This window comes from Desertibacillus haloalkaliphilus (genome assembly GCF_019039105.1).
GTDB lineage: Bacteria > Bacillota > Bacilli > Bacillales > KJ1-10-99 > Desertibacillus > Desertibacillus haloalkaliphilus.
Genome location: NZ_JAHPIV010000310.1, coordinates 1 through 384 on the forward strand (window position 1 = coordinate 1; position 384 = coordinate 384).

General features: G+C 43.5%; 1 protein-coding gene. It reads left to right on the forward strand.

Features of this window, described 5'->3' with window-relative positions:
- Positions 1–31 precede the first annotated feature (31 nt).
- A partial coding sequence (locus KH400_RS22080; RefSeq protein ID WP_217228297.1) for a nucleoside hydrolase occupies positions 32–384 on the forward strand: 353 nt, incomplete at its 3' end.

Genomic DNA, 384 nt, shown 5'->3' on the forward strand with positions numbered 1-384 from the left:
GTGTTGATGTGGATGCCGAGCGTTTCAACGAATGGTTCTTGGCACAAGTGCAACAAATGAATGCTTAAATAAAATAGTAAAACTTGTATATATAGAGGAGAATGGAAAAATGGCTCAAAAGAAGATGATTTTGGACTTGGATGCAGGTGTTGATGACGCCTTGGCTTTGGCCTATGCATTGGCGACGCCTGATGCAGATTTGATCGGAATCACATCATCATACGGAAACAACGTACAAGACATTACGTCTGTAAACAGCTTGAAGTTGTTGGAGTTGTTGGGTGCAACGGATGTGCCAGTCTTCCGTGGTGTGGACCACTCATTGAACACGGATAGTTTTGAGGCAATGCAAGTCTCAAAGGACATCCACGGTGACAATGGTAT